We start from the raw sequence: 19,992 nt of genomic DNA, 5'->3' as shown, positions 1-19,992 counted from the left end.
ATGCTTGTCAATTCAAAAGAAATCGTAATGAAAGAACTGCTCGACCGATATATGGACCAGCTTCATATGGCCTGTACTTGCCAAGTATGCCAAAACGATGTATTGGCACTTTCTTTAAACAAAGTGAGTCCATCCTACGTTACTGATCTTAAAAAGATCGCATATACGAAAGCTGAGCTGGTAGATAAACAAAAAAACACAGCAATGCTTGTCATTTTGGCTGAATCTGCTGCAGTAGTTTCAGAGAGTCCAAGCGATTTATGTCAAACGAAGCAGGAGGAGGCATTCATAAACTGATCTGTTTATTATGTGATTCGCAATTTTCTCAAGATGTTACATGGAGAGCCCTTTTTTTACTAAAGCCTGATGAAAAGGTTTGTTATTCTTGCAGAAGCAAATTAAAGAAAATCACAGGACATATCTGCCCCCTGTGCGGCAGACCTCAATCTGTTCATGCCGTATGCAGGGATTGCGAGGTGTGGAGAACAAGGAGCAGAGACAGTTTGCTATTGCGTCAAAACCGTTCAGTTTACACATATAATGATATGATGAAAGAAACGCTCTCCCGTTTTAAATTTAGAGGAGATGCAGAAATCATAAATGTATTTAAAAGTGATTTTTCTTCAACCTTTTCTAAGGTTTACCCCGATAAGCATTTTGTTCTTGTACCTATTCCGCTGAGCAAGGAACGGGAAGAAGAGCGCGGATTTAACCAGGCACAGCTCTTGGCAGAATGTTTAGACCGGCCTTCCCACCATCCCCTCATTCGCCTGAATAATGAGAAACAGTCAAAGAAAAAGAAAACAGAACGCCTGCTGTCAGAGCGCATTTTTGATACAAAAAATAATTCAGCAGAAGGTATGAATATCATTTTAATAGACGATCTTTATACAACAGGCGCCACCTTGCACTTCGCAGCCCGCTGCTTATTAGAAAAAGGAAAAGCCGCTTCAGTGTCATCTTTTACCTTGATCAGAAGCTAAATGATTCTGTTTTTATGCCGATATAATCACTAGAAATTGACACAGGCATATTATCTAATAAGGAGAAAAAAGATGGGAGAACTGGCTAATTGTCCGAAATGCAATGCTTTATTTTTAAAAACAAAGCTGCAAACTGTATGTCAGGCGTGTATTAAGGAAGAAGAAAAATCATTTGAGACTGTCTATAAATTTTTAAGAAAACAGGAAAACCGGCAATCAACTTTGAGCCGGATAACTGAGGAAACAGGTGTGGAAGAAGAGCTGATATTGAAATTCATCAGGCAGAAGCGAATTCAGATCACTCATCTTCCTAATTTGGCATACCCTTGTGAAAGGTGCGGGACATCGATTAGAGAAGGCAAGTTCTGCAAGGCTTGCCAGTCCGATATTAAGGATCAAATGGATCATTTGAACCACGAGGATGCTCTGAAAATCGAGAAAGAAAATAGTGAAAAAGACACATACTATGCCTATAATACCAAAAACAGCTGATTCCCTAAACTAACTGAAAACGCAGTCGATAAAAGGGTTAAGATTGTTTAAAGACTGCAACGGAAAGCGAGAGGAATCCTATGAAAATCAATCAATTTGGAACACAATCCGTTAATCCATATCAAAAAAATTATGATAAGCAAGCGGTGCAAAAAACTGCTGCACAGCCTCAAGATAAAATTGAAATTTCATCACAGGCTAAAGAAATGCAACATGCATCCGACGCAGTCACTGGTTCACGACAGGAAAAAATTGCGCAGCTTAAAGCGCAAATTGAAAATGGGTCATACAAAGTAGACGCAAATCATATCGCGAAAAATATGATTAATTTTTATAAAAAGCAATAAAAAAGGAGAAAGCCCATGTCAGCGAAGGCAATTATTGAACATTTGAAGCGACTTTGCGTTCTGCATGAGCACCTGCTCACGCTGTCTGAAGAAAAGACGGAAGCGCTCAAAGCCGGCAAAACAAAAGAGCTTTCTAACATTTTGACAAAAGAGCAAAAATATATTCAAGCAATCACGCAGACAGAAGATGACCGGATCAAAACAACTTCGGCCTTTCTCGGATATAGCGAAAATAATACTATTTCCGCATGTATCGCCAAAACCTCAGGCAGTGAAAAGGAAGAGCTGGAACAACTATACGAATCTCTTTCTCAAGTTCTCGGACGTCTGAAAAAGGTAAATGAGATGAATAGGCAGCTGACAAGAGACGCGCTGCAATTCATCTCTATTTCGTACGATATGCTGGTTCCTAAGGAAAATAACTTCAATTACAGCAAATCAATTAAAGCTGAGCTGCCGAAAAGCAGCCAAATGAAATTGTTTGATTCAAAAGCTTAGCAGAAAGGAATTCAGAAAATGACATCTACCTTTATGGGGCTTGAAACTGCAAGGCGGGCGTTAAGCGCTCAGCAGGCAGCTTTAAGCACTACTGCAAATAACGTGGCAAATGCCAATACTGATGGTTATACAAGGCAGCGGGTCTCATTGGAGGCAACGGACTATTTCCCTGCTGTATCTAAAAACGCAGAAAAAACAGCGGGACAAATGGGTACGGGCGTTCAAGGAAAATCAGTTGAGAGAATAAGAGATATCTTTCTTGACTACCAATACCGTCTTCAAAACAACAGTGCCGGATACTATGACACGAAGGCCAAAGCGCTGTCCCAAATGGAAGGCGTTTTAAATGAAACGGATGACAGCGGCTTGAACAGTGTGCTCAATTCGTTTTGGAATTCCCTGCAGGAATTATCGAATAATACAAATGAAGAAAGTGCACGTTCTGTTGTTGCTCGAAAAGGACAAGCTGTAGCTGAAACGTTTAATTATATTTCTGAATCACTTACAAATGTCCAATCGAATTTAAAAGCAGAGCTAAATACAACTGTGTTGGATGTCAATTCTCTGCTTTCTCAGTTAAACAGTTTAAATAAGCAAATTGCACAAGTAGAGCCGGTCGGGCTTCTTCCGAATGGCTTATATGACCAGCGAGATTTGCTGATCGATAAATTATCCTCAATGGTTGATATCAAAGTCAGCTACAACAAATCAGGCGGGAATGCACTTGCATCTGCTGAAGGAACTGTATCAATTGAAATCCTTGATAAAAATAAACAGTCGCTAGGAACTGTTTTGGACGGTAAAAATTACGAGGTTTCAGAACTTGCAGCCAACTATGATAATGAAACTGGGTTAGTATCAAGTATTTCAATCGGGGATACAGCTGTGCAGGCGGAGTCCTTTAGCAGCAAGGGATCCCTTTTAGGATTTATAGAGTCTTATGGGTATATAACAGCAGATGGCCAAGAAAAGGGAGTATACCCGGAAATGCTTTCTGATCTTGACAATATGGCGCTTGAATTCGCGAAAGCTTTCAATGAAGTGCACAGAAATGGTGTGACCAAGAGCGGTGAACAAGGCGGAGACTTTTTTGATTTTACTGGCGGTGAAACTGAACCTGCCAAGGGCGCGGCGGGCAAGATCAAAGTGGCTGACAGCATAATAGATTCAAAAGGCGCAAACATTGCTTTCTCACTGACTGGTGCAGCCAACGATAACGCAAATGCTACAAAATTAGCAAATGTTTTAACCGGTAAAATAACCATTAACGGTAAAGAAACTAGTGTTTTAGATTATTATGCGGGTCTGATTGGCGAGCTAGGGATCGAAGCTCAAGAGGCTAATCGACTGGCGTCTAATACAGAAACACAGCTAAATGATGCTGACATAAACCGTCAGCAAATGAGCGCAGTTTCTTTAGACGAAGAAATGACGAATATGATTCAATTTCAACACGCATACAATGCAGCTGCAAGAATGGTGACTTTACAAGATGAATTACTTGATAAAGTGATCAACGGCATGGGTGTTGGAGGAAGGTAGGTAGAGTCACATGAGAGTAACACAAGGCATGATACAGCAAAACTCACTGAGATATATCGGTTCGAGCTACTCGAAGCTGGATAAACTCCAGTCGCAGATTTCTTCAGGGAAAAAAATCTCAAAAGCTTCCGACGATCCTGTAGTAGCAATGAAAAGCTTAAAGTATAATACGCAACTGTCTCAAGTGCAGCAGTACAAAAGCAATGCTTCTCAAGCCTTTACCTGGCTCGAAAACACAGAAACAAACATTACAGAAGGAATTGACATCCTGTCAAAGGTCAGAGAATTAGCGGTTGAAGCTCAAAATGATACAAACGGCGAGTCGGAGCGGCAAGCGATTGGCGTAGAGGTAAAGCAGTTAAAGGAACAGCTTTTAAATATTGCGAATACACAAGTGAACGGCAGATATATCTTTAATGGCACAAATTCAGATAAGCCTCCGGTTACAGATAACGGAGACGGAACTTATACAATTTCTGATACAGCTGATGTCGTAGTCAATATATCAAATAATATGTCATTGAAAGTGAATTCAGATCCAAAGTCAGCTTTTGGAGGCACTTCTGAAAGCGGGCAGAATGTATTTGAAATGCTTGATTCTTTTGAGAAAGCACTAAATTCTGGTTCGCTAGATGGCATGGACAGTGTTTTAGATGATATTGATCATTTTTCTGACGGCATGAGCGCTGAACGATCTGATCTTGGAGCGAGATATAATCGTCTTGAACTGGTTAATACAAGACTGTCAGCGCAAGAAGAAACAGCTACCAAAGTGTTATCAGACAATGAAGATGTAGAACTGGAAGAAGTAATAACTGAATTTATTGCGCAGCAAAGTGTGCACAGGGCTACTCTGGCCGTTAATGCGCAAATTGTTCAGCCTACATTGATTGACTTTTTAAAGTAAGCGGCTCTTAGGAGTTCGCTTTTTTTATAGTTCAGGAGGTAGAGTGATGCAGATTCCCAGATTGATTATGCATAGTGTTCAAGGAAAAATTGGTTTAACAACGACGCCTGCCAGCTTAAAAATGGAGCAGCCTCAAGCTGATCTAGAGATCGAACAGCCGAGTGCGGAAATGGAAATATCGGTGACACCTGGAAAACTCACGATTGACCAGACACAAGCATGGGAAGAATTAGACAGAAAGCATGTTTTCAAGAGAATTGAAGAAGCCGCACAACAAGGGCATGAGGATGTAATGGAGGGAATAGCGCGTACTGCAGAAGAAGGCGACGAGCTTATGAGGATTGAAAATAAGGGGAACCCAATCGCTTCACAAGCAAGGAGGAACTCTGAAATGCACCAAATTCAATTAGGCGAAAATTATGCTCCTTCTCTATCTAGGGTGAAAATACAATATACTCCGTCACAGCTTGATGTTCAGATTACGCCGCGAAAGCCTGTTATTCAGGCTGAGCCGCATAAGCCAATTGTTGAATATACGCCAGGAAATGTTAAGGTTGACATGCTCCAATACCCTGATTTAAATATAGATGTAGAATACCCGAAAGAATCACCCGAAAAGTAAAAAGAAAAGGATCGTGAACAATGATCATTCATACGAAGTACCATGGCCAAATGAACATAAAAGAAGAACAAATCATTCTTTTTGAAAGCGGGATTCCAGGCTTTTTAGAAGAAAAACAATTTGTCATACTTCCGCTTTCAGAAGACTCTCCATTCGTGGCACTGCAGTCCGTCACTTCAGAAAATCTTGCGTTTATCGTCGTAAGTCCGTTTATCTTTTTTAAGAATTATGAATTTGATCTTGATGAATCAACTGCTGAACTTTTGGATATCGATAATATTCAAGACGTAGAAGTCATGACAATATTGACTATGGCAGAGCCATTTGAAAAGTCTACTGCGAATTTATTGGCTCCCATTATTGTGAATCGCAAGAACATGATGGCTAAGCAAGTCGTTTTACACGACTCCTCATATACGACAAAGCATCCGATTGGAGGAGAATCATGCTAGTTTTATCGCGGAAAATAAGCGAAGCGATTCAAATAGGTGCTGATATTGAAGTAAAAGTGATTGCGGTTGAGGGGGATCAAGTGAAGCTTGGAATTGACGCCCCAAAGCATATTGATATTCACAGGAAAGAAATTTATTTGACCATTCAGGAAGAAAATAACCGTGCAGCAGCGTTATCCAGCGATGTGATCTCCGCATTATCCTCACAAAAAAAGTGAGGATTTTTTAATTTTTGTATTAACAAAATCAGAGACAATCCGATATTAATGATGTAGCCGGGAGAGGGCAAAAATGGCTCCGCCGATTACAAAATTGAGGCACAAGGACGTGCCTAAACAACATATTCAGGGAGGAAATAAAAATGAGAATTAACCACAATATTGCAGCGCTTAACACACTGAACCGTTTGTCTTCAAACAACGGTGCAGCACAAAAGAATATGGAGAAACTTTCTTCAGGTCTTCGTATCAACCGTGCGGGAGATGACGCAGCAGGTCTTGCGATCTCTGAAAAAATGAGAGGACAAATCAGAGGTCTTGATATGGCTTCTAAAAACTCTCAAGACGGAATCTCTCTTATCCAAACAGCTGAGGGTGCATTGACTGAAACTCACTCAATTCTTCAACGTGTTCGTGAGTTAACTGTTCAAGCGGGTAACACTGGTACTCAAGATGCAACGACAGACCTTCAAGCCATTCAAGATGAAATTGATAACCTTCTTGATGAGGTAGATGGAATTTCTCAACGTACAGCTTTTAACGGTAAAAACCTTCTTGATGGTACGCAGACAAATGGATTCACTTTCCAAATCGGTGCCAACAAAGGTCAACAATTAACAGTTAACATTGGGGATATGAGTACTGCGGCTACAGGTCTTGACATGTTAAAAGCAGATTACAAAGTAACAACAGCTACGGCAGCTAACACAGATGCGCTTTTAACTAAAGTAGATTCTGCAATTAACAAAGTATCTTCTGAGCGTGGTAAACTTGGTGCGGTACAAAACCGTCTTGAGCACACAATCAATAACTTGAGCGCTTCTGGTGAAAACCTGACTGCTGCTGAGTCTCGTATCCGTGACGTTGACATGGCTAAAGAGATGAGCGAGTTCACAAAGAACAACATTCTTTCTCAGGCTTCTCAAGCGATGCTTGCTCAAGCAAACCAACAGCCGCAAAACGTACTTCAATTGTTACGTTAATTTTAAAAAAGACCTTGGCAACGCCAAGGTCTTTTATTTAATATTTCTAGCTCCGAATACTTCCCCCTTGCTGTCACTAACTCATGATATAATAACCGGATTCTCTACTAACTTTTTATAAATGTATTTCCAAACAAGAAATCTAAAACAGAAGATTTTTTTCCAAAAATATGTGTAATCTTATCTCCATTTAGTCGATATAAACGATAGATTGGGGCATAGGGGATGATCAATTGAACATTGAAAGGCTCACTACGTTACAACCTGTTTGGGATCGTTATGATACTCAAATACATAATCAGAAAGATAATGATAACGAGGTTCCTGTTCATCAAGTTTCAGATACCAATCTTGCTGAAATGGTGGGGGAAATGAACAAGCTTTTGGAACCTTCGCAAGTTCATCTGAAGTTCGAGCTTCATGACAAGTTAAATGAATACTATGTAAAGGTAATAGAGGACTCTACAAATGAAGTGATCCGCGAAATTCCACCAAAACGGTGGCTTGATTTTTATGCGGCTATGACTGAATTTCTTGGGTTATTTGTAGATGAAAAAAAGTAGAATAGGAGTGGTTTGAGATGGTCACAAGAATAACAGGTCTGGCGTCAGGAATGGATATAGATGATATTGTATCAAAGCTGATGCAGACAGAAAGAGCCCCGCTTGATAAGCTGAAGCAAAAAAAGCAGACTCTTGAATGGCAGCGTGACAGCTATCGTGAAGTCAATACAAAAATAAAAGAATTGCAAGATTATATGTCTAAAAATACGTTGACATATCCTAGCACGTATCAGAGCAAAACTGTGACAAGCTCTAATGAGTCTGTGTTAACTGCTACAGGAAGCGCAAGTGCACCAAACTCTTCTTCTACTGTTGAAGTGGCGAGCTTGGCAACCGCAGCAACGTATAAGGCAAACAATTATACGGGATACACTCAAGGCGATTACAATTTGGCATTTAACGTTGTAGCGCCTGGCGAAACAACGGCAAAAGCAGTGAACATTAGTGTGACGAGCGCCGATACGATTGATAATGTGATTTCTAAACTTAACAGCTCAGATCTAGGAGTATCAGCTTTTAAAGATAAAATTTGGAATGGTACAGAGTACGTAGAAACAATTGCGTTTTCTTCTAAAGCAACAGGTGCAGGGGGCAGCATACAGGCAGCAGACTCTGCTACAGCTGACTTTATGTCCGGCCAGCTTGGTTTTTCTTTGGATGCTGATAATAAGCTCACTGCTTACAAAGAAGGCACAAATGCCAAAGTAACAATCAACGGCTTTGAAATGGAGAAGCTGACAAACAATTTCACGGTGAATGGTGTTACTTACTCGATTAAAAATACAACTGCAGCCACAGGCCCTGTTACCACATCTGTTTCTACTGATGTTGACGGGATTTATAACCAAATCAAAGAGTTTGTAGATAAATACAATGAAATGGTTGACAGCCTGAATGAAAAGCTGAAAGAAGAAAAATACCGAGACTATACGCCGCTCACGAGTGAACAAAAAGAAGCGATGTCCGATAAAGAGGTAGAGCTCTGGGAGGAGAAGGCGAAAAGCGGATTGCTTAGAAATGATTCCAGCATCAGCACCGGCACGAACCAAATGCGGACTGACTTTTATACTCAAGTTAATGCGGATGGGAAAACCTATCAATTGACAGAATTCGGCATAACAACCTCAAGTGCTTACCAAATGCGGGGGCATTTAGAGATTAATGAAGACAAACTGAAAGCCAAAATACAAGAAGATCCGCAAAGCGTTGCCGCTTTATTTACAAGTGGGTCGAACAGCAGCGCCTATAGTGATAAAGGGATTATGAAACGCATCGGTGACACCCTAAAAAGTACGGTGAAGAGCATTGAAGCAAAAGCCGGCAACTCGACAATGGGAACCAATGATTATTCAATCGGTAAAAATTTAAACACGATCAGCACAGATATTACCAAAATGCAGGACCGGTTGACCACAATAGAAAACCGCTATTATACAAAATTCAGTGCAATGGATTCTGCGATTCAAAAAATGAACGAACAAGCGTCCTATTTATCACAGCTTCTTGTACAATAAATGTAATTTGGAGGATGACACATGGCGATCCAAAATCCTTATACAGCCTATCAGCAAAATTCAGTGAATACGGCTACACCCGGTGAACTGACGCTTATGCTGTATAATGGCTGTTTGAAATTTATAAGACTTGCCTCTCAGGCCATCGAGAATGATGATATGGAACGTAAAAATGAGAATCTGATTAAAGCGCAAAATATTATTCAGGAATTAAATTTTACACTTAACCGTAACATAGAGCTTTCCGCTTCCATGGGTGCGATGTACGATTATATGTATCGAAGATTGGTACAGGCAAATATCAAAAATGATACGGGCATGCTGGCTGAGGTTGAAGGCTATGTAACAGATTTTCGCGATGCTTGGAAACAGGCCATTCAAAGTGAGCGGAAGGACCGGCACGGATCAGGCGGGATCGCATGAATAACATAGATCAACTATACACTGAGACGAAGAGTATGTTGTCACACATACAAAATACGCCGGAAAGCGATGAGCTTTTAAAACAAATTGAAGACTTTGTGGCTAAACGGTCTGAACTGATTCAGGAGATATCTCTGCCGCTTTCAGAAGAAGAGCGAAAGCAGATGAAGCTTGTGCTGACATGGGATCAGCTTATTGTGAAGGAAATGGAACGACTGAAGCAGTCAATCGCAGCAGAACTTCAGCAGATGAAAAGAAAACGTGTGATGCATACGACGTATTTAAATCCTTATAACAACATTACGATTGACGGCACATATTATGACAAGCGTAAATAGGTGAGTGCCTTGAAGAGCATTGAAGATTATACGCTTTTATCAGCTTATTATCATCTTCTTTTTACCATTGAAGAAGGGTTGTGTTATTTGATAGAGGCTGAAGAGAATTTATCAAAAACAGAAGGGGATCGGATCTACCAAGATCTGATCCAAGCCTTTTTTTATTTGGATTCAACACATTCAACACTTCTCTTCATTATGGATTCACGGTGTGCTGAAATTTGTGTGAAAGCATTTGACCAAATTTTTGCGGAGTTTGATCAATTGGTCTCTTTCTCTTTTCCCTCTCATGAGTTCTGTGAGTATTTAAAGGAATATTTTCTGATTCATTATAGAAAATGGATGCTGTCTATTCATCAATGTATGGAACCCTTTTTAATCAATTAGGCGTGTTTGAGGTATTTGTTTCGTTCAATCAGCATATACATATACCTCCGAACCGCCAATAACAGAGCAAATACAAACAAAATTCGACAAAGTTCACTGAATTTTCACAAAAGATTTATGTTTCAGCAGGAATTGTAAAGGGTAAAAGAGAAATAGATACATATCCTTAATAAAAGGGAGGCGTTCTTTGATGAACTATAACATCAGAGGAGAAAATATTGAAGTGACACCCGCGTTAAAGGATCATGTCGAGAGGAAGATCGGCAAGCTGGAGCGCTATTTTGACCATAGCGTGGATGCCGATGTGAACGTCAACTTGAAGTTTTACAATGACAAGGAGTCTAAGGTTGAGGTTACGATTCCGATGACAGATCTGGCGCTTCGGTCCGAGGTGCATAACGAGGATATGTACAACGCAATTGATCTCGCAACAAACAAACTGGAACGTCAAATCCGTAAGCATAAAACGAAAGTAAACCGTAAATTCCGTGAGCAGGGCTCTCCAAAATATTTATTGGCAAACGGTCTTGGCTCTGATACAGATATTGCGGTTCAGGATGACATAGAAGAGGAGGAGAGCTTGGACATTGTCCGTCAGAAACGCTTTAATTTAAAGCCGATGGATAGTGAAGAAGCGATCTTGCAAATGAATATGCTTGGCCATAATTTCTTTGTTTTCACAAATGCGGAAACAAACCTTACAAATGTCGTGTACCGCAGAAATGACGGGAAATATGGCTTAATTGAACCGACTGAATAATGAAGAGAAGCCTTCCGTGATGTCCGCGGAAGGTTTTTGTTTTTCTTATTTGCAAATTCTTTGGAAATAACAAAAGGTATGATATGATAATGAGAGGTATACATGGACTAGTAAATTATTTATACATGCCTTTAAAATAGGCATGTGATGATAGAGGAGCGTTATAAATGCTTGGAATTTTAAATAAAATGTTTGATCCAACAAAACGTACGCTGAATAGATACGAAAAAATTGCTAACGATATTGATGCGATTCGCGGAGACTATGAAAATCTCTCTGACGACGCGTTGAAACATAAAACAATTGAATTTAAAGAGCGCCTTGAAAAAGGGGCGACAACGGATGATCTTCTTGTTGAAGCTTTCGCTGTTGTTCGAGAAGCTTCACGCCGCGTAACAGGCATGTTTCCGTTTAAAGTCCAGCTCATGGGGGGCGTGGCGCTTCATGACGGAAATATCGCGGAAATGAAAACAGGGGAAGGGAAAACATTAACGTCTACTCTGCCTGTTTATTTAAATGCGTTAACAGGTAAAGGCGTACACGTCGTGACTGTCAACGAATACTTGGCAAGCCGTGACGCTGAGCAAATGGGGAAAATTTTTGAGTTTCTCGGTTTGACTGTCGGTTTGAATTTAAACTCAATGTCAAAAGACGAAAAACGGGAAGCTTATGCCGCTGATATTACTTACTCCACAAACAATGAGCTTGGCTTCGACTATTTGCGTGACAATATGGTTCTTTATAAAGAGCAGATGGTTCAGCGCCCGCTTCATTTTGCGGTAATTGATGAAGTTGACTCTATTTTAATTGATGAAGCGAGAACACCGCTTATCATTTCTGGACAAGCTGCAAAATCCACTAAGCTGTACGTACAGGCAAATGCTTTTGTCCGTACGTTAAAAGCGGAGAAGGATTACACGTACGATATCAAAACAAAAGCTGTACAGCTTACTGAAGAAGGAATGACGAAGGCGGAAAAAGCGTTCGGCATCGATAACCTCTTTGATGTGAAGCATGTCGCGCTCAACCACCATATCAACCAGGCCTTAAAAGCTCACGTTGCGATGCAAAAGGACGTTGACTATGTAGTGGAAGACGGACAGGTTGTTATTGTTGATTCCTTCACGGGACGTCTGATGAAAGGCCGCCGCTACAGTGAGGGGCTTCACCAAGCGATTGAAGCAAAGGAAGGGCTTGAGATTCAAAACGAAAGCATGACCTTGGCGACGATTACGTTCCAAAACTACTTCCGAATGTACGAAAAACTTGCCGGTATGACGGGTACAGCTAAGACAGAGGAAGAAGAATTCCGCAACATCTACAACATGCAGGTTGTCACGATCCCTACCAACAGGCCTGTTGTCCGTGATGACCGCCCGGATTTAATTTACCGCACGATGGAAGGAAAGTTTAAGGCAGTTGCGGAGGATGTCGCACAGCGTTACATGACGGGACAGCCTGTTCTAGTCGGTACGGTTGCCGTTGAAACATCTGAATTGATTTCTAAGCTGCTTAAAAACAAAGGAATTCCGCATCAAGTGTTAAATGCCAAAAACCATGAACGTGAAGCGCAGATCATTGAAGAGGCCGGCCAAAAAGGCGCAGTTACGATTGCGACTAACATGGCGGGGCGCGGAACGGACATTAAGCTTGGCGAAGGTGTAAAAGAGCTTGGCGGGCTCGCTGTAGTCGGAACAGAACGACATGAATCACGCCGGATTGACAATCAGCTTCGAGGTCGTTCCGGACGTCAGGGAGACCCGGGGATTACTCAATTTTATCTTTCTATGGAAGATGAATTGATGCGCAGATTCGGAGCTGAGCGGACAATGGCGATGCTTGACCGCTTCGGCATGGACGACTCTACTCCAATCCAAAGCAAAATGGTATCTCGCGCGGTTGAATCGTCTCAAAAACGCGTCGAAGGCAATAACTTCGATTCGCGTAAACAGCTTCTGCAATATGATGATGTTCTCCGCCAGCAGCGTGAGGTCATTTATAAGCAGCGCTTTGAAGTCATTGACTCTGAAAACCTGCGTGAAATCGTTGAAAATATGATCAAGTCTTCTCTCGAACGCGCAATTGCAGCCTATACGCCAAGAGAAGAGCTTCCTGAGGAGTGGAAGCTTGACGGTCTAGTTGATCTTATCAACACAACTTATCTTGATGAAGGTGCACTTGAGAAGAGCGATATCTTCGGCAAAGAACCGGATGAAATGCTTGAGCTCATTATGGATCGCATCATCACAAAATATAATGAGAAGGAAGAGCAATTCGGCAAAGAGCAAATGCGCGAATTCGAAAAAGTTATCGTTCTTCGTGCCGTTGATTCTAAATGGATGGATCATATTGATGCGATGGATCAGCTCCGCCAAGGGATTCACCTTCGTGCTTACGCGCAGACGAACCCGCTTCGTGAGTATCAAATGGAAGGTTTTGCGATGTTTGAGCATATGATTGAATCAATTGAGGACGAAGTCGCAAAATTTGTGATGAAAGCTGAGATTGAAAACAATCTGGAGCGTGAAGAGGTTGTACAAGGTCAAACAACAGCTCATCAGCCGCAAGAAGGCGACGATAACAAAAAAGCAAAGAAAGCACCGGTTCGCAAAGTGGTTGATATCGGACGAAATGCCCCATGCCACTGCGGAAGCGGGAAAAAATATAAAAATTGCTGCGGCCGTACTGAATAGTTCGCCCCGGCAAGTTTACTGACCGCGGCGCCTGCAGGCGCCTGCGGATCTTTTAATGAGGTGAATGAAATGGAATTATCAGAAATCAGAGCAGAGCTCGAAAATATGGCTTCTCGTTTAGCGGACTTTAGGGGGTCTCTTTGACCTCGAATCAAAGGAGGCCCGCATTGCTGAGCTAGATGAACAAATGGCTGATTCGGAATTCTGGAATGATCAGCAAAAAGCTCAAACGGTTATAAATGAAGCAAACGGTTTAAAGGATTATGTCAATTCGTATAAAAAATTGAATGAATCCCACGAAGAATTGCAAATGACTCATGATCTTTTGAAAGAAGAGCCGGACACTGATCTCCAGCTTGAGCTTGAAAAAGAACTAAAATCATTAACAAAAGAGTTCAATGAGTTTGAGCTTCAGCTTCTTCTCAGCGAGCCGTATGATAAAAATAACGCGATTTTAGAACTGCACCCTGGTGCTGGCGGTACAGAGTCACAGGACTGGGGCTCTATGCTTCTTAGAATGTATACAAGATGGGGAGAGCGCCGCGGCTTTAAAGTAGAAACTCTCGATTACCTTCCAGGTGATGAGGCGGGAATCAAATCAGTGACATTGCTCATCAAAGGACACAACGCTTACGGGTATCTCAAAGCAGAAAAAGGTGTTCATCGTCTTGTGCGGATCTCACCATTTGATTCATCAGGCCGCCGCCACACATCTTTCGTTTCATGTGAAGTCATGCCTGAATTTAACGATGAAATTGATATTGATATTCGTACGGAGGATATTAAAGTTGACACGTACCGTGCAAGCGGCGCGGGCGGACAGCACGTCAATACGACGGATTCAGCCGTTCGGATTACTCACTTGCCAACGAATGTGGTTGTGACGTGCCAAACGGAGCGCTCACAAATTAAAAACCGTGAAAGAGCCATGAAAATGCTGAAGGCCAAGCTGTATCAGCGCAGAATTGAAGAGCAGCAGGCAGAGCTGGATGAAATTCGCGGTGAACAAAAAGAAATCGGCTGGGGAAGCCAAATTCGTTCTTATGTATTCCACCCGTATTCCATGGTAAAAGACCATCGGACTAATACAGAAATGGGGAACGTTCAAGCTGTAATGGATGGTGACATTGATACATTTATTGATGCCTATCTGCGTTCTAAGCTTTCCTAAGCTGAAAAACACACCTGATGCATATGGGTGTGTTTTTTTATTCCTCATATCCTTGATTTCACTGCTGCTTTAGCATATTACCACTGTATTTGGGTGTTATTTACATCTAATCAGGGAAGGATTAAAATGCTATCGGAGAGCATTGGAAGAAACGGAGGATATTTTTATGGATGTACGGAATAAAACATTGTGGATTTTGCGGGATTATGTATACATATTGATAGGAGCAGCGATTACGGCCGTGTCCTTTAATGTATTTTTGCTTCCGAACAAGATTGCCGCCGGCGGTGTCAGCGGGATCAGTACGATTTTACAATCATATGGTTTTGAAGCAGCGTATGTACAGTGGATTATTAATATCCCTTTATTTATTGCTGGCGTCATTTTGCTCGGTGGGAAATTTGGGCTAAAGACGCTTGCAGGTTCTGTGTTTTTGCCGCTAGTAGTGTTTCTGACAAGGGATATTCAGCCTGCCACTCATCATGAACTCCTGGCGGCGATTTTTGGCGGTGTCGGGATAGGTATCGGAATTGGTATTGTGTACTTAGGGAAAGGATCGACGGGAGGAACAGCCTTGGCTGCACAGATCATTCATAAGTACTCCGGTCTGTCATTGGGGAAGTGTCTCGCCATCATTGACGGAATGATCGTTGTTACGGCTATGATTGTATTTAATATTGAGCAAGGCTTATATGCCATGCTTGGCGTCTATGTATCCAGCAAAACCATTGATGTTGTGCAAGTCGGCTTTAATCGCTCAAAAATGGCACTCATCATTACAAAGCAGGAGCAGGCTGTCAAGGAGGCTGTCTTACAGAAGATTGACAGAGGCGTGACAAAAATTTCTGCAGTCGGCGGATATACTGACGATGACCGTCCGATTTTAATGTGCGTGGTTGGGCAAACTGAATTCACCAAATTGAAACAAATCGTCAAACAGATTGATGAGTCAGCTTTTGTAATTGTAGCAGACGCGAGCGAGGTGCTGGGCGAGGGTTTCAAACGCGCTTAAACGAGGTTATAATATGGAAGAGATCGTAAAGGAGTTGTGCTTCTCAACATGAAATCAAAGTTATCGATACTAATGATTGGATTTGCGCTTTCTGTTCTGTTGGCTGCCTGCGGATCAAACGATGCAAAAGAAGAGAAGACAGACACTGGCAGCAAGACGGAAGCCACTGCATCTGAAGGGGAAGAATTATATCAGCAAAGCTGCGTAGGCTGCCACGGCAAGGATTTAGAAGGCGTGTCAGGGCCTAATCTCCAAGAGGTCGGAGGCAAATACGATGAACACAAAATTGAAAGCATTATTAAAAACGGCCGCGGCAATATGCCAAAGGGGCTTGTAGATGATAACGAAGCCGCTGTTATTGCCAAATGGCTGTCAGAAAAAAAGTAAGATAAAAACATCCTTGCCGAGTGCTGGCAAGGATGTTTTTATGCCTTGACAATATGAATGAAAAGAAACTGTAATAGTATTATGTCTAAATTTGACGTATAATGAAGTGTATTGAAAAAGGGAACTTTCAGATTTTTCATCTTTTTACAAATGAATGGGTCATAAATTGTCGAATGCATTCGAAGAGTATGACCGTGTGATAGATAAAATGATATAAAAAGATTAGGTGATTTCATGATAGAGATGAAGGAAGTATATAAAGCCTATCCGAACGGCGTAAAAGCGCTCAATGGGATTTCTGTTACCATTCATCCCGGCGAGTTTGTGTATGTTGTTGGTCCGAGCGGAGCAGGTAAATCTACTTTTATTAAAATGATTTACAGAGAAGAAAAACCGACAAAAGGACAAATTTTAATCAATCATAAAGATCTCGCGACAATTAAAGAAAAAGAGATTCCTTTCGTGCGCCGCAAAATAGGCGTTGTCTTTCAGGATTTCAAGCTTCTTCCGAAACTTACTGTTTTTGAAAATGTGGCATTTGCCCTTGAAGTGATTGGAGAACAGCCGTCTGTCATTAAGAAACGGGTGCTTGAAGTGCTTGATCTCGTGCAGCTGAAGCATAAAGCGCGACAATTTCCTGACCAGCTTTCAGGCGGGGAGCAGCAGCGTGTATCTATTGCTAGATCAATTGTGAACAACCCTGATGTTGTCATTGCTGATGAACCGACAGGAAACCTTGATCCGGATACGTCTTGGGAAGTCATGAAGACGCTGGAGGAAATTAACAACCGCGGGACAACAGTCGTGATGGCGACACATAATAAAGAAATCGTAAACACCATGAAGAAACGTGTCATTGCAATCGAAGATGGTATCATTGTGCGTGATGAGTCAAGAGGGGAGTATGGTTCATATGATTAAAATTCTCGGGCGCCACTTGCGTGAGAGTTTTAAATCTCTCGGGAGAAACACATGGATGACATTTGCATCCATTAGTGCTGTAACCGTTACGCTGATTTTAGTCGGCGTGTTTTTAGTGATTATGCTGAATTTGAATAACATGGCCACGAATGCAGAAAAACAAGTCGAAATCAAAGTGCTGGTTGATCTGACTGCAGATCAGAAGGCACAGGACAAGCTTCAGAACGATATTAAGGAACTGAAGGGCATTCAGAGTGTCACTTTTTCATCTAAAGAAAAAGAGCTTGACCAGCTGGTTGATAGTTTTGGTGACAGCGGAAAATCCCTGACAATGAAGGATCAGGAAAACCCGCTTAATGATGCGTTTGTCGTCAAAACGACAGATCCGCATGATACGCCGAACGTGGCGAAAAAGATCGAAAAAATGGATCATGTTTATAAAGTCACTTATGGAAAAGAAGAGGTCAGCCGTTTGTTTAAAGTGGTCGGCGTTTCCCGCAACATCGGAATCGCGTTAATTATCGGCCTGGTATTTACGGCGATGTTCTTAATTTCCAACACCATTAAAATTACAATTTTCGCAAGAAGAAAAGAAATTGAAATCATGAAACTTGTCGGTGCGACAAACTGGTTTATCCGCTGGCCGTTTTTCCTTGAAGGATTGCTGCTAGGCGTATTCGGTTCTGTGATTCCGATTGCACTGGTGCTGAGCACTTACCAATACGTCATCGGATGGGTCGTTCCAAAGGTTCAAGGATCATTTGTCTCTCTTCTTCCTTATAATCCATTTGTATTCCAAGTTTCGCTAGTGCTGATTGCAATCGGCGCAGTAATTGGAGTATGGGGAAGTCTGACTTCCATCCGCAAGTTTCTGCGAGTATAAAGTGAAAAAGCCGTCCCGCTTTCGGGACGGCTTTTCATTTGCCTTCTTTTTCTTCTATGATTACATGAAATCTCCATCCTTTACATATACTATCTCTAGGTTTTGGTAAAGACAGTCTGGCATACAGGAGGAGTAAAGGATGAATCAAAAAATAATGGCTGTGATAGCAGCAGGGAGCATGCTGTTCGGAGGCGCCGGTGTATATGCGGGAATCAACCTGCTTGAGATGGATAAGCCCCAGACTGCAGCAGTTCCCGCGACGGCACAAGCTGACTCTGAACGGGATAAAGCTATGGACAAAATCGAAAAAGCGTATGAGTTAATTTCGAATGAGTACGTAGAAAAAGTAGATAGAGAAAAGCTGCTCGAGGGAGCCATCCAGGGAATGCTGTCTACGCTAAATGATCCTTATTCTGTTTACATGGACAAGCAGACAGCTAAGCAATTTTCTGATTCTCTTGATTCCTCATTTGAAGGCATCGGGGCTGAGGTTGGCATGGAAAACGGCAGAATTATTATTGTTTCCCCATTCAAGAAATCGCCAGCGGAAAAAGCCGGGTTGAAGCCTAATGATGAAATTATCAGCATCAATGGAGAATCGATGGCCGGCAAGGATTTAAACCACGCTGTGTTAAAAATAAGAGGAAAAAAAGGGTCCAGCGTTTCAATGAAGATTCAGCGGCCTGGAACGAAGAAGCAGCTGTCATTCCGGATCAAGAGAGCTGAGATTCCGCTCGAAACGGTTTTTGCATCAGAGAAAAAAGTACAGGGGCATTCTGTCGGATATATTGCCATCTCTACTTTTTCTGAGCACACCGCAGAGGATTTTGCAAAAGCGCTGAGGGAGCTTGAGAAAAAAGAAATAGAAGGACTTGTCATTGATGTACGCGGCAACCCGGGCGGATATCTTCAAAGTGTGGAAGAAATTCTTAAGCATTTTGTTACAAAGGATCAGCCGTATATTCAGATTGCTGAACGCAATGGGGATAAAAAACGTTATTTTTCAACATTGACCCATAAAAAAGCGTACCCTGTCAATGTGATTACGGATAAAGGAAGTGCCTCTGCATCAGAAATTCTTGCCGGCGCATTAAAGGAAGCTGGCCATTATGATGTTGTAGGCGATACGTCTTTTGGAAAGGGAACGGTTCAACAGGCTGTGCCAATGGGGGACGGCAGCAACATCAAATTAACGCTTTACAAGTGGCTGACGCCAAATGGAAACTGGATTCATAAGAAAGGAATTGAACCGACCATTGCGATTAAGCAGCCCGATTATTTTTCCGCCGGGCCTTTACAGCTGAAAGAGCCGCTTAAAGTGGACATGAACAATGAAGACGTCAAGCATGCGCAGGTATTGTTAAAAGGTCTCAGCTTTGATCCGGGACGTGAGGATGGCTATTTCAGCAAAGACATGAAAAAAGCGGTTATGGCTTTTCAGGATCAAAACAAGCTGAATAAAACCGGTGTGATCGACACTCGCACTGCAGAGACATTAAATCAGCAGATAGAAAAGAAAAAATCAGATGAAAAAAATGATTTGCAGCTTCAAACAGCATTGAAATCATTATTTGTCAATTAAAGGAGATGGTATTCCATCTCCTGTTTCTTTGTGCTTAAAGAGATTATGGATCATAAGTCACATAAAAAATGAGTTTTTGACAAGAAATTAAAAAAATTTTCACAAATAAACATTTATAAAGGACTGTTATTACCCGATATCAATATATGAGAGAGACTTTCTAACGAGTTAATATGCATTTAAAATGAAACTTTTGCAAGTTGCCTAGTCTTTGTTTACTTCATACAATATAAGAAGGTTCTAAAAAGAACAGTAATCAGGTTAATGGCAGCTGAACGACAGGTATTTAAAGAGTAACGTTAGCGAGAATGCTT

Annotated in this window: 24 protein-coding genes; all 24 read left to right on the top strand. The window is 41.6% G+C overall.

The annotated features are described in order from the left end of the window. The 24 genes from comFB (at nucleotide 1) to ctpB (ending at nucleotide 19,678) form a co-directional block, all read left to right on the top strand. Nucleotides 1-297, top strand: a complete 297-nt coding sequence (gene comFB / locus NST79_RS18465; RefSeq protein WP_015483764.1) for a late competence protein ComFB — start codon at nucleotides 1-3, stop codon at nucleotides 295-297. Continuing rightward, nucleotides 261-983 carry a ComF family protein gene (gene comFC, locus NST79_RS18460; RefSeq protein ID WP_212059112.1) on the top strand — a complete coding sequence of 241 codons (723 nt, stop codon included), beginning with the start codon at nucleotides 261-263 and terminating at the stop codon, nucleotides 981-983. Before comFB ends, comFC begins: the two co-directional genes overlap by 37 nt. 72 nt (nucleotides 984-1,055) lie before the next feature. After that, a complete protein-coding gene (locus tag NST79_RS18455; RefSeq protein WP_212059110.1) occupies nucleotides 1,056-1,475 on the top strand; it encodes a TIGR03826 family flagellar region protein in 420 nt (139 codons plus the stop codon). An 80-nt stretch (nucleotides 1,476-1,555) separates the two neighbouring features. Beyond that, nucleotides 1,556-1,822, top strand: coding sequence for a flagellar biosynthesis anti-sigma factor FlgM (gene flgM / locus NST79_RS18450; RefSeq protein ID WP_014478128.1), 267 nt, complete (start codon nucleotides 1,556-1,558; stop codon nucleotides 1,820-1,822). A gap of 15 nt (nucleotides 1,823-1,837) precedes the next feature. Then, a complete protein-coding gene (gene flgN / locus NST79_RS18445) occupies nucleotides 1,838-2,320 on the top strand; it encodes a flagellar protein FlgN (protein ID WP_014478127.1) in 483 nt (160 codons plus the stop codon). 18 nt (nucleotides 2,321-2,338) lie between these two features. Continuing rightward, complete coding sequence (flgK, locus tag NST79_RS18440) at nucleotides 2,339-3,862, top strand: flagellar hook-associated protein FlgK (protein ID WP_003228001.1); 1,524 nt, start codon at nucleotides 2,339-2,341, stop codon at nucleotides 3,860-3,862. A gap of 10 nt (nucleotides 3,863-3,872) precedes the next feature. Further along, complete coding sequence (gene flgL, locus NST79_RS18435) at nucleotides 3,873-4,769, top strand: flagellar hook-associated protein FlgL (RefSeq protein ID WP_015714797.1); 897 nt, start codon at nucleotides 3,873-3,875, stop codon at nucleotides 4,767-4,769. Nucleotides 4,770-4,815: 46 nt separating this feature from the next. Further along, entirely contained in the window at nucleotides 4,816-5,391 is a 576-nt protein-coding gene (locus tag NST79_RS18430) for a DUF6470 family protein (protein WP_015384781.1), read from the top strand. A gap of 20 nt (nucleotides 5,392-5,411) precedes the next feature. Then, entirely contained in the window at nucleotides 5,412-5,843 is a 432-nt protein-coding gene (gene fliW / locus NST79_RS18425) for a flagellar assembly protein FliW (protein WP_003228007.1), read from the top strand. After that, the gene (csrA, locus tag NST79_RS18420) at nucleotides 5,837-6,061 is read left to right on the top strand and encodes a carbon storage regulator CsrA (RefSeq protein ID WP_033884178.1); all 225 of its coding nucleotides are present in this window, start codon (nucleotides 5,837-5,839) and stop codon (nucleotides 6,059-6,061) included. The genes fliW and csrA overlap by 7 nt, the downstream gene beginning before the upstream one ends. 143 nt (nucleotides 6,062-6,204) lie before the next feature. Beyond that, on the top strand, nucleotides 6,205-7,044 hold the full coding sequence (hag, locus tag NST79_RS18415; protein ID WP_033884628.1) for a flagellin Hag: 840 nt from the start codon (nucleotides 6,205-6,207) through the stop codon (nucleotides 7,042-7,044). A gap of 233 nt (nucleotides 7,045-7,277) precedes the next feature. Further along, nucleotides 7,278-7,607, top strand: a complete 330-nt coding sequence (gene flaG, locus NST79_RS18410; protein WP_015714794.1) for a flagellar protein FlaG — start codon at nucleotides 7,278-7,280, stop codon at nucleotides 7,605-7,607. Between the two features lie 17 nt (nucleotides 7,608-7,624). Further along, entirely contained in the window at nucleotides 7,625-9,121 is a 1,497-nt protein-coding gene (locus tag NST79_RS18405; RefSeq protein WP_033884626.1) for a flagellar hook-associated protein 2, read from the top strand. 21 nt (nucleotides 9,122-9,142) lie between these two features. After that, nucleotides 9,143-9,544 (top strand): flagellar export chaperone FliS, encoded by a 402-nt coding sequence (gene fliS, locus NST79_RS18400; protein ID WP_014481041.1) that lies wholly within the window; start codon nucleotides 9,143-9,145, stop codon nucleotides 9,542-9,544. Further along, entirely contained in the window at nucleotides 9,541-9,882 is a 342-nt protein-coding gene (fliT, locus tag NST79_RS18395) for a flagella biosynthesis regulatory protein FliT (RefSeq protein ID WP_014481040.1), read from the top strand. The genes fliS and fliT overlap by 4 nt, the downstream gene beginning before the upstream one ends. Before the next feature lie 9 nt (nucleotides 9,883-9,891). Beyond that, a complete protein-coding gene (locus NST79_RS18390; protein WP_029318318.1) occupies nucleotides 9,892-10,269 on the top strand; it encodes a hypothetical protein in 378 nt (125 codons plus the stop codon). A 190-nt stretch (nucleotides 10,270-10,459) separates the two neighbouring features. After that, the gene (hpf, locus tag NST79_RS18385; RefSeq protein WP_003228031.1) at nucleotides 10,460-11,029 is read left to right on the top strand and encodes a ribosome hibernation promotion factor; all 570 of its coding nucleotides are present in this window, start codon (nucleotides 10,460-10,462) and stop codon (nucleotides 11,027-11,029) included. 167 nt (nucleotides 11,030-11,196) lie between these two features. Next, complete coding sequence (gene secA, locus NST79_RS18380) at nucleotides 11,197-13,722, top strand: preprotein translocase subunit SecA (RefSeq protein ID WP_003228033.1); 2,526 nt, start codon at nucleotides 11,197-11,199, stop codon at nucleotides 13,720-13,722. Between the two features lie 69 nt (nucleotides 13,723-13,791). Beyond that, nucleotides 13,792-14,893, top strand: a protein-coding gene (prfB, locus tag NST79_RS18375; RefSeq protein WP_212059107.1) for a peptide chain release factor 2 whose coding sequence is annotated in 2 segments (ribosomal slippage) — nucleotides 13,792-13,863 and nucleotides 13,865-14,893 — 1,101 coding nt in all. Because the reading frame shifts where the segments join, the coding sequence is not laid out codon by codon here. Between the two features lie 166 nt (nucleotides 14,894-15,059). Next, nucleotides 15,060-15,905 carry a YitT family protein gene (locus tag NST79_RS18370; protein WP_003242677.1) on the top strand — a complete coding sequence of 282 codons (846 nt, stop codon included), beginning with the start codon at nucleotides 15,060-15,062 and terminating at the stop codon, nucleotides 15,903-15,905. A 48-nt stretch (nucleotides 15,906-15,953) separates the two neighbouring features. Then, on the top strand, nucleotides 15,954-16,292 hold the full coding sequence (gene cccB / locus NST79_RS18365; RefSeq protein ID WP_003242725.1) for a cytochrome c551: 339 nt from the start codon (nucleotides 15,954-15,956) through the stop codon (nucleotides 16,290-16,292). A 234-nt stretch (nucleotides 16,293-16,526) separates the two neighbouring features. Continuing rightward, nucleotides 16,527-17,213 (top strand): cell division ATP-binding protein FtsE, encoded by a 687-nt coding sequence (gene ftsE / locus NST79_RS18360; protein ID WP_003228039.1) that lies wholly within the window; start codon nucleotides 16,527-16,529, stop codon nucleotides 17,211-17,213. After that, a complete protein-coding gene (gene ftsX, locus NST79_RS18355; RefSeq protein ID WP_015251119.1) occupies nucleotides 17,206-18,096 on the top strand; it encodes a permease-like cell division protein FtsX in 891 nt (296 codons plus the stop codon). The genes ftsE and ftsX overlap by 8 nt, the downstream gene beginning before the upstream one ends. Nucleotides 18,097-18,235: 139 nt before the next feature. Continuing rightward, nucleotides 18,236-19,678 carry a S41 family peptidase gene (ctpB, locus tag NST79_RS18350; RefSeq protein WP_212059106.1) on the top strand — a complete coding sequence of 481 codons (1,443 nt, stop codon included), beginning with the start codon at nucleotides 18,236-18,238 and terminating at the stop codon, nucleotides 19,676-19,678. Nucleotides 19,679-19,992: the final 314 nt, after the last annotated feature.

It is taken from the genome of Bacillus sp. PS196 (assembly GCF_037963555.1).
Taxonomy (GTDB): Bacteria; Bacillota; Bacilli; order Bacillales; family Bacillaceae; genus Bacillus; species Bacillus subtilis.
The sequence above is the reverse complement of the archived record's forward strand: the minus strand, read 5'-3'. Positions and strand labels throughout refer to the sequence as shown.

Excerpts from the sequence above, each read along its gene's own strand:
- comFB (WP_015483764.1), top strand. The coding sequence starts at position 1 with ATGCTTGTCAATTCAAAAGAAATCGTAATGAAAGAACTGCTCGACCGA.
- comFC (WP_212059112.1), top strand. The coding sequence starts at position 261 with ATGTCAAACGAAGCAGGAGGAGGCATTCATAAACTGATCTGTTTATTA.
- NST79_RS18455 (WP_212059110.1), top strand. The coding sequence starts at position 1,056 with ATGGGAGAACTGGCTAATTGTCCGAAATGCAATGCTTTATTTTTAAAA.
- flgM (WP_014478128.1), top strand. The coding sequence starts at position 1,556 with ATGAAAATCAATCAATTTGGAACACAATCCGTTAATCCATATCAAAAA.
- flgN (WP_014478127.1), top strand. The coding sequence starts at position 1,838 with ATGTCAGCGAAGGCAATTATTGAACATTTGAAGCGACTTTGCGTTCTG.
- flgK (WP_003228001.1), top strand. The coding sequence starts at position 2,339 with ATGACATCTACCTTTATGGGGCTTGAAACTGCAAGGCGGGCGTTAAGC.
- flgL (WP_015714797.1), top strand. The coding sequence starts at position 3,873 with ATGAGAGTAACACAAGGCATGATACAGCAAAACTCACTGAGATATATC.
- NST79_RS18430 (WP_015384781.1), top strand. The coding sequence starts at position 4,816 with ATGCAGATTCCCAGATTGATTATGCATAGTGTTCAAGGAAAAATTGGT.
- fliW (WP_003228007.1), top strand. The coding sequence starts at position 5,412 with ATGATCATTCATACGAAGTACCATGGCCAAATGAACATAAAAGAAGAA.
- csrA (WP_033884178.1), top strand. The coding sequence starts at position 5,837 with ATGCTAGTTTTATCGCGGAAAATAAGCGAAGCGATTCAAATAGGTGCT.
- hag (WP_033884628.1), top strand. The coding sequence starts at position 6,205 with ATGAGAATTAACCACAATATTGCAGCGCTTAACACACTGAACCGTTTG.
- NST79_RS18405 (WP_033884626.1), top strand. The coding sequence starts at position 7,625 with ATGGTCACAAGAATAACAGGTCTGGCGTCAGGAATGGATATAGATGAT.
- fliS (WP_014481041.1), top strand. The coding sequence starts at position 9,143 with ATGGCGATCCAAAATCCTTATACAGCCTATCAGCAAAATTCAGTGAAT.
- fliT (WP_014481040.1), top strand. The coding sequence starts at position 9,541 with ATGAATAACATAGATCAACTATACACTGAGACGAAGAGTATGTTGTCA.
- hpf (WP_003228031.1), top strand. The coding sequence starts at position 10,460 with ATGAACTATAACATCAGAGGAGAAAATATTGAAGTGACACCCGCGTTA.
- secA (WP_003228033.1), top strand. The coding sequence starts at position 11,197 with ATGCTTGGAATTTTAAATAAAATGTTTGATCCAACAAAACGTACGCTG.
- NST79_RS18370 (WP_003242677.1), top strand. The coding sequence starts at position 15,060 with ATGGATGTACGGAATAAAACATTGTGGATTTTGCGGGATTATGTATAC.
- cccB (WP_003242725.1), top strand. The coding sequence starts at position 15,954 with ATGAAATCAAAGTTATCGATACTAATGATTGGATTTGCGCTTTCTGTT.
- ftsE (WP_003228039.1), top strand. The coding sequence starts at position 16,527 with ATGATAGAGATGAAGGAAGTATATAAAGCCTATCCGAACGGCGTAAAA.
- ftsX (WP_015251119.1), top strand. The coding sequence starts at position 17,206 with ATGATTAAAATTCTCGGGCGCCACTTGCGTGAGAGTTTTAAATCTCTC.
- ctpB (WP_212059106.1), top strand. The coding sequence starts at position 18,236 with ATGAATCAAAAAATAATGGCTGTGATAGCAGCAGGGAGCATGCTGTTC.